Here is a 7,519-nt window from a genome sequence, read left to right on the forward strand (position 1 = left end):
CCGCCGTGCCGTCGATCGAGGGGGCGGGCGTCGGGGTCGAAGGTCCGGTCGCGGCGCCGGGTACCCATGACCGTGGATCACACACCTGCGTGCCGCACTTCACCGGCCCCCGGCCCGGAGTACGTCAACTGTCACCGGGTAGAGGCGAGTTCTCGCCCTCCGCACGGGTCACGCGTACGGTGGCGAGGCCGGGGTCCGCCGCGTCCGGCAGGTGCATGCCCGCCGCGAGCCCGGTCCGCAGGTACCGCAGCACGGGCCCGTCGAGCCGCTCCCCGGGGAGCACCGCCGGGATCCCGGGCGGGTACGGCGTCAGCATCTCGGCCGCGACGCGCCCCGCTGCCCGCGCGAGCGGCACGTCCTCGAAGGGCCCGAAGTAGGCGTCGCGCGGCAACTGGACCTGTTCGAGGCGGAGCTCCGCCGGTGCGGGCACGTCGACGCGCGGCGCGGGACGCAGCTCCGCGCCGCACCGGGCCACGGTCTCCAGCGCCTCCAGGAGCGCGTCGGCCGTGTCGCGGTCGTCGCCGTGGGTGAGCTGGGTGCTGATCCGGCGGTGGTCCGCCAGATGGGCGTCGACCGCGTGGTGCGTGCGCAGCCGGTCGGCCACCGCGTACCCCGTGGTGCCGAGGCCGGTGACGTCGATGACGACGGGCAGCGGGTCGAAGTCGTCGGCGAGAGACGGACCGCAGAAGTCCGCCCGGTCGTTCACGTGCAGCCCGTCGATCTTCTCGATCGCGGTCCGCACGTCGCCGGCCAGGTCGAGCGCGCGCCCCATCAGCTCCGCGCCGTGCAGCGCCATCTGCCGGCGCCATCCGTCCAGGCCCGCGTAGATGAGCACGGACGGGCTGGTGGTGCCGAGCAGATCGGCCCGGGAACTCAGGACGGCGGGATCGATCAGCTCGCCCCGCAGGTGGAAGACCGAGCCCTGCTCCAGACCGCTGCCCCTCTTGTGGATGCTCGTGACGCAGATGTCGGCGCCGGCGTCCATCGCCCAGGACGGCAGCCGGGAGTGGAACGGCAGGTGCGCGCCCCAGGCCTCGTCCACGATCAGCGGCCGGGAGCGGCGATGGCAGACCTCCGCGACGCCGCGCAGATCGGCGCAGCTCCCGTACGGCGTCGGGCTGGTGACCAGCGCGCCCTTCGCGCCGGGATGGGCGCGGAAGGCCTCTTCGAAGTCCTCGGCGCCCGGCGGGTGGGCGAGATGCCGCTCCGCGTCCCAGCGCGGCTCGACCCACACCGGCCGGATCCCGGAGAGGATCAGCCCCGACACCACCGACTTGTGCGCGTCGCGCCCGATCAGGAGCTCCTCGTGCGGGCCCGCGACGGCGAGCATCGCCGCCTTCACCGAGAGCGAGCTGCCGCAGGTGGAGAAGAACGTGTGCGCGGCGTGCACGGCGTCGGCCATCAGCTCTTCGGCGCGCTCCAGCACGCGTCCGCGGGTGCGCCGGTCGTCGAGGCCGCCGGAGGCGAGGACGTCACCCTGGAACACCGCGTCGCCGAGCACCGCCCGCACCGCGGGATCCGCGCCCCGGGCCTGTTTGTGGCCGGGTGGGGTGAAGCCGAGCCGGTGCAGCCGCCGGTGCTCCGCCAGCGCTTCGAGTACGGGGGCCTGGGAGTGGTCGATGTCAGGGGGCATGGGCAGCCGGGTTCCCGGGTCGGCGGGCGGTCAATCGGCCGTCGAGCCGGACGACGAGGCGGGGGCCCGGCGGACCTCGGCGACGGCCACGGCGAGCTGTCGGCGCATGTCGTCGGGGAGGCCGTCGCCCGTGACCGCGTGCACGAGGTTGTGGGCGACTTGCCGCAGCTTCGTGTTCGTGTGCTGCGAGACGGAGACGAGGACGGTCCAGGCGTCCTCCGGGGTGAGGCGGAAGGAGGCCATCAGCGTGCCGCGGGCCAGGTCGATGACGGGCCGGGTCTGCATGGCCTGCCGGAGCTGATCGATCTCGGCCCGCACGTCCTCGTCGTCCGCGCCCACCGCGGAGGCGGTGAGCCGGGCGGCGCCGCCGGCCCCGGTGAACAGGGGCAGCGTGTCGGTGTCCACGAGGACGCCGCGCACGGCGGGGCTGGAGGCGTGCAGGACGATGCTCTTCCCCTCGTCCAGGGCGCGGCGGCGGGTGCTGAGCAGGACGTTCAGCCCCGCGCAGTCGCAGTGGTCGACCTGGCTCAGGTCCAGGTCGAGGCCCGTACCGGAGCTGCGCAGGAACTGCGTGAGGTTGTCGAGGAGGGCCTGCTCGGTGCCGGCACCGAGAGGGCCGGAGAGCGCCACGAGCGTGCGGTCGCCCCGGTGCCTCGTCTCGACGCCCAGCAGGGATGCGGGTGCGGACATGCCGGTCACTCCAGGGAGAGGTCGGTCCGTCTTCTGCCGTGTCTCCAGCGTCCCCCGGAGCCGTATGTACGTCAAGCGATACCGGAATTGTAATTCGTCCTTTTGAATGCCGGAATCAAACGGCCTAACCTGGCGAACATGACTGCAGCACCGGAACCGCACACAGGTTGGACCTTCCTCACCAACCACGCTCGCGTGCTGTCCGCGATCGCGGCCGAGCCGACCCTCCGCATCCGGGACATCGCGGCGCACTGTCGGCTCACCGAGCGGGCGGTCCAGAAGATCCTCTCGGACCTGGAGAAGGACGGCTATCTCACTCATACGCGGCGTGGTCGCTCGAACACCTACCGCGTCTCGGACGGCACGATCCTGCGCCATCCGGCCGAGGCGGGCCTGACCGTCTCGGACCTCCTCGGCGTGCTGGCGCGGCGCGACGCGGAGCATGAGGAAGACAGGGCCCCCTCGCAGGAAGACGGCGTCCGTTTGCGGTGACAAATGGTCCGTTCGGGGGTACTAAAAGGGTATGAACGAGACATTCTTCGAATTGGCTGCAGCGAATACCGTGCTCTCCGCTGTCGGGGCCTTCGTCGGAGGCCTGTTCATCGCCGGGTTCCTGATCGTGGCGTTCAAGTTCGGGAAGAGAGTGGTCGAGCGGGAGTCGAGGCGGCCTCGGCCCGACGAGCAGCCGACGCTGCCGAAGGACTGGCCGGTGCACGAGGAGCGGGAGGTGCGTGAGCCGGACGAGATGCCGCTGGCCCACGACGAGAGCGAACGCCTCATGCCGTACCAGCTCCATCCGGCCCGCACCAGGCGGAGCAAGGACCAGCACCCCAAGAAGTGGACGCCGGGTGCGAGCGGCTCCTTCGGTAGTGGCGGCCTCGGCCGGATCTGAGGCGCGACCCCGGAGCGGATCACCCCAGAGAGGATCGAGAGGCGGCCTCCGCGTCAGGAGGCCGCCTTTTCCTGTCGTCTCCCTTCCGCTCCCCTTCCGCGTGCGTCCGGGCCCGCCGGTCAGTCGGCCGGCTCGTCCGGCACGGGATGCTCCGGGTGGGGGCTCGCCGTGTGCGGCGCGCCCCGGCGCCCCGTCCCGGCCTCGTCCGTGTCGGGGAGCTCGGGATCGGGCCCGGCCCGCTCCTCCTCACCGGTCGTGTCGTCGTCGGGCTCCCAGGGGTCCTCCTCCGGACCGCCCGGGCCGGCCTGCTGGTCCGGCAGGTCCCGCGGCGTGGGCTCGCGGGGAGCATCCGACTTCTCGGGATCCGGTGCCGGTGACCGTCGCTCGTGCACGGCTCCTCCTCGGGTCGGCGGCCTGCGTGCGGGCGTCCGGGTACCCACCGGCGCGCCCCGTCACTCCGGGCACAGCCACAGCGTGGCCAGTGGCGGAAGGGTCAGGCGCAGTCGGGCCGGGAACACCCCGACCGGGTCGGGGGGCGCCCTCAGCGGTCCGGGATTGCCGACGTCGCCGCCGCCGTACCGGGCCGCGTCGGTGTTGAGCACCTCCCGCCACGAACCCGCCGTGTCGGGCACCCCGACCGGGTACCCGTGCCGGACCACGGGGGAGAAGTTGCTCACCGCGAGCATTGGCCTCCCGTCGGCCCCGAAGCGCAGGAAGGCCAGCACGTTGTCCTGCGCCGCGTCCGCCTCGACCCACTGGAACCCCGCGGGAACCGTGTCCTGCTCCCACAGGGCGGGTGTCGCGCGGTACCCCAGATTCAGATCCCGTACGAGGTCGCGCACGCCCCGGTGGTCCCGCTCCGCGCCGTACGCCGGGTCGAGCAGCCACCAGTCCGGGCCGTGCTCCTGCGACCACTCGGCGCCCTGCGCGAACTCCTGGCCCATGAAGAGGAGTTGCTTGCCCGGGTGGGCCCACATGTAGGCCAGGTAGGCGCGATGGTTCGCGCGCTGCTGCCACCAGTCGCCGGGCATCTTCGAGACGAGGGACCGCTTGCCGTGGACGACCTCGTCGTGCGAGATCGGCAGCAGATAGTTCTCGCTGTAGGCGTAGATCATGGAGAAGGTCAACTCGCCGTGGTGGTACTGGCGGTGCACCGGCTCGTGCCCGATGTACTCCAGCGAGTCGTGCATCCAGCCCATGTTCCACTTCAGTCCGAAACCGAGCCCGCCGAAGCCGCCCGAGCCGCTGTGGTGCGTGGCCCGCGTGACGCCCTCCCACGCGGTCGACTCCTCGGCGAGCGTCACGATGCCCGGGTAGCGCCGGTAGACGGTCGCGTTCATCTCCTGGAGGAACGCCACCGCGTCGAGGTTCTCCCGTCCGCCGTGCTCGTTCGGCGTCCAGCCGCCCTCCTCGCGGGAGTAGTCGAGATAGAGCATCGAGGCGACGGCGTCCACGCGCAGCCCGTCGACGTGGAACTCCTCGAACCAGTAACTCGCGTTCGCCACCAGGAAGTTGCGTACTTCCGTGCGGCCGTAGTCGAAGGTGAGCGTGCCCCAGTCGGGGTGCTCGGCGCGCCGCCGGTCCCCGGGCTCGTAGAGCGGGCGGCCGTCGAACTCGGCCAGCGCCCAGTCGTCCTTCGGGAAGTGGGCCGGCACCCAGTCCATGATCACGCCGATGCCCGCCCGGTGCAGCGTGTCGATCAGGTGCCGGAGGTCGTCGGGGGTGCCGAGACGCGAGGTCGGGGCGTAGAAGCCGGTGACCTGGTAGCCCCAGGAACCGCCGAAGGGATGCTCGGCGACCGGCATGAACTCCACGTGCGTGAACCCCATGTCGCTCACGTACGCGGTGAGTTCCGCGGCGAGCTCGCGATAGCCCAGGCCGGGCCGCCAGGACGGCAGATGGACCTCGTACACCGACATCGGCGACCGGTGCGCGGGGTGCTCCGCGCGGCGGGACATCCACGCGTCGTCGGTCCAGACGTGCGCCGAGCGCGTGACCACGGAGGCGGTCGCGGGCGGCACCTCCGCCCGGCGGGCCATCGGGTCCGCGCGCACGGTGTGCGTGCCGTCGGGCCGGGTGATGTCGAACTTGTAGAGCGCGCCCTCGCCGATGCCGGGCACGAACAGCTCCCAGACCCCGGACGAGCCGAGCGAACGCATCGGGTGGGCGGAACCGTCCCAGTGGCAGAACTCCCCGCACACGCGCACGCCTTGCGCGTTCGGCGCCCACACGGTGAAGCGGGTGCCGGCAACGCCCTGATGGGTCATCGGGTGGGCGCCGAGCGCCGTCCACAGCTCCTCGTGCCGGCCCTCGGCGATCAGATGCAGATCGAGCTCGCCGAGCGCCGGCAGGAACCGGTAGGGGTCCTCGGTCTCCGTGTCCCGGCCGTCGTACGTGATCCGCAGCCGGTACGCGGGGACCTCGGCGAGCGGCAGCAGGACGGAGAACAGCCCGTCCCCCTCGTCCGCCAGCTCCACGGCCCGCTCCTCCACGAGGAGGGCCACCGCCTGCGCGTAGGGGCGCAGGACGCGGACGACCACGCCGCCGCCCGGGGCCGGGTGCGCGCCGAGCACCGCGTGCGGGTCGTGATGGCCTCCCGCCAGCAGGCGCTTGCGGGTGTCGGCGTCGAGCGGCGGCGCGGTCGGCATCGGCAACTGCTCGGTGAGCGTCACGATCGGGACTCCTCCGCGAGGCGCGCTATCGCGGCCATCGGAACGGGCAGCCAGTCCGGGCGGTGTCTGGCCTCGTACAGCACCTCGTACACGGCGCGGTCCGTCTCGTGGGCGCGGACGAGCGCGGTGTGCTCGCGCGGGTCCCACGGCGCCTCCCGGGCGTATCCCGCCAGGTAGGCGTCCCGGCAGCGCCGGGCCCACTCGGTGTGACCCGGCCCCCGCGCGTGCGCGGCGTAGTCGAAGGAGCGGAGCATCCCCGCGACGTCCCGGGCGGGGGACTGCACGCGCCGGCGTTCCGCGAGCGGGCGGGACGGCTCGCCCTCGAAGTCGATGATCCGCCACCGGCGCCCGTCGAGCAGGACCTGCCCGAGGTGCAGATCGCCGTGGATCCGCTGGTCCGCCGGGTGCGAGCGGTGCCCCGCGGCGGCGGCGTAGACGGCCCGCAGCCGGGGCACGTGCCGCGCCAGCTCCGGCACCTGACGCGCCGTCGCGTCCAGCCGCGCGGACATCGCCGCCGCGAGCCCGTCGGCGCCGTCACGGTCACGATCGTCGTCCGGGCGCGGCTCGTCGGGCGGGAAGGCGCGCGCCAGCGCCAGGTGTACTTCGGCGGTGGCCCGCCCCAGTTCGTACGCGGTCTCGGCGAGGTCCTCGCCGGTGGGGGAGTCGAGCGCCAGACTCCAGCCGTCGGTCGCCCCGCGCAGGAACGGCTGGAGCACGCCGAGCGTCGCGCGGCGCGGCTCGGTGGTCCAGAACCAGGCGACGGGCGCCGGGACCCGGGCGCAGCCGTCCCGGGACAGCGCGGAGGGGACCTCCAGGTCGGGATGGACGCCGTACTGGACGCGGCGGAACAGCTTGAGGATGAACGCGTCGCCGTACACCAGCGAGGTGTTGGACTGCTCCCCGTCCAAGAGGCGGGGGCGCAGACCCGCCGGTACGTCGGTGCGGCCGTCGCGCTCGAAGCGCAGCGGGCCCGCCGCGCCCGGCACCCGCAGCCGTTCCAGCAGCGTCCCCGTCGCCCGGGGGTCGTGCAGGGCGTCGTACACGGTGAGTCCACGGAGCGGGCCGACGGCGGGGCGGCCGATGACGGCGTGCCGCAGGCGGCCGGGCAGGCCCTCCGACACGCCGAGCAGGATCTGGTAGCAGCCGCTGTGCGCGCCCGCGTGTGTGGCCCGCACCAGGAGGTGCAGGCAGCCCGGGTACAGCTCGGTCAGCGACACCACCGACAGGTCGGTGATCGGCAGCCCCTTGCCCGCGAACCAGCGCTGCTCGGGCAGCCACCCCTCCAGCAGCCCGGCCACGGACGCGAGGTGCGGCGGGCCGGGACGGGTGTGCGGTGCGGTGATCAGCATGAGCGATGTCCTTTCACAGGCGGATCCCGGGTTCCGCCGGCAGGCGCGGCGGCACGCTCTCGCACAGGCGGAACCAGTAGAAGCCGTGTCCGGCCAGGGTCAGCAGGTAGGGGAGTTCGCCGATGGCGGGGAAGCGGACCCCGCCGACGAGTTCGACCGGCTCGCGCCCCTCGAACTCCCGCAGCTCCAGCTCGGTGGGTTGGGCGAAGCGGGAGAAGTTGTGGACGCACAGGACGAGGTCGTCGCCGTGTTCGCGGAGGAAGGCGAGGACGGCGGGGTTGGT

Annotated in this window: 8 protein-coding genes; 2 read left to right on the forward strand and 6 right to left on the reverse strand. The window is 73.0% G+C overall.

All coding sequences use genetic code 11. The features are described from left to right. Positions 1–124: 124 nt before the first annotated feature. Both ACZ4E1_RS37455 and ACZ4E1_RS37460 read right to left on the reverse strand, forming a co-directional pair. The gene (locus ACZ4E1_RS37455; protein ID WP_467548048.1) at positions 125–1,633 is read right to left on the reverse strand and encodes an aminotransferase class I/II-fold pyridoxal phosphate-dependent enzyme; all 1,509 of its coding nucleotides are present in this window, start codon (positions 1,631–1,633) and stop codon (positions 125–127) included. Positions 1,634–1,663: 30 nt separating this feature from the next. Next, positions 1,664–2,323, reverse strand: coding sequence for an ANTAR domain-containing protein (locus tag ACZ4E1_RS37460; RefSeq protein ID WP_467548050.1), 660 nt, complete (start codon positions 2,321–2,323; stop codon positions 1,664–1,666). A gap of 138 nt (positions 2,324–2,461) precedes the next feature. Here ACZ4E1_RS37460 and ACZ4E1_RS37465 point away from each other — a divergent pair, with 138 nt between their 5' ends. Then, positions 2,462–2,815, forward strand: a complete 354-nt coding sequence (locus tag ACZ4E1_RS37465) for a helix-turn-helix transcriptional regulator (RefSeq protein ID WP_467548052.1) — start codon at positions 2,462–2,464, stop codon at positions 2,813–2,815. 52 nt (positions 2,816–2,867) lie between these two features. Continuing rightward, positions 2,868–3,215: a DUF6479 family protein gene (locus tag ACZ4E1_RS37470; protein WP_467548054.1), complete on the forward strand. Its 348-nt coding sequence runs from the start codon at positions 2,868–2,870 to the stop codon at positions 3,213–3,215. Positions 3,216–3,334: 119 nt separating this feature from the next. On the opposite strand, the gene ACZ4E1_RS37475 is transcribed toward ACZ4E1_RS37470, so the two are convergent. The 4 genes from ACZ4E1_RS37475 to ACZ4E1_RS37490 form a co-directional block, all read right to left on the reverse strand. Continuing rightward, positions 3,335–3,607 (reverse strand): hypothetical protein, encoded by a 273-nt coding sequence (locus tag ACZ4E1_RS37475; protein ID WP_467548056.1) that lies wholly within the window; start codon positions 3,605–3,607, stop codon positions 3,335–3,337. 60 nt (positions 3,608–3,667) lie between these two features. Next, positions 3,668–5,863: a 1,4-alpha-glucan branching enzyme gene (gene glgB, locus ACZ4E1_RS37480; protein ID WP_467548062.1), complete on the reverse strand. Its 2,196-nt coding sequence runs from the start codon at positions 5,861–5,863 to the stop codon at positions 3,668–3,670. Positions 5,864–5,883: 20 nt separating this feature from the next. After that, a complete protein-coding gene (locus ACZ4E1_RS37485) occupies positions 5,884–7,236 on the reverse strand; it encodes a maltokinase N-terminal cap-like domain-containing protein (protein WP_467548058.1) in 1,353 nt (450 codons plus the stop codon). A 13-nt stretch (positions 7,237–7,249) separates the two neighbouring features. Beyond that, positions 7,250–7,519: alpha-glucosidase C-terminal domain-containing protein (locus ACZ4E1_RS37490; protein ID WP_467548060.1), on the reverse strand; the 270-nt coding region annotated here is incomplete at its 5' end.

Source organism: Streptomyces sp. NPDC025806, from assembly GCF_055558275.1.

Bases quoted from the DNA above. Each gene is read 5' to 3' on its own strand.
- ACZ4E1_RS37455 (WP_467548048.1), bottom strand. From the start codon at position 1,633: ATGCCCCCTGACATCGACCACTCCCAGGCCCCCGTACTCGAAGCGCTG.
- ACZ4E1_RS37460 (WP_467548050.1), bottom strand. From the start codon at position 2,323: ATGTCCGCACCCGCATCCCTGCTGGGCGTCGAGACGAGGCACCGGGGC.
- ACZ4E1_RS37465 (WP_467548052.1), top strand. From the start codon at position 2,462: ATGACTGCAGCACCGGAACCGCACACAGGTTGGACCTTCCTCACCAAC.
- glgB (WP_467548062.1), bottom strand. From the start codon at position 5,863: ATGCCGACCGCGCCGCCGCTCGACGCCGACACCCGCAAGCGCCTGCTG.
- ACZ4E1_RS37485 (WP_467548058.1), bottom strand. From the start codon at position 7,236: ATGCTGATCACCGCACCGCACACCCGTCCCGGCCCGCCGCACCTCGCG.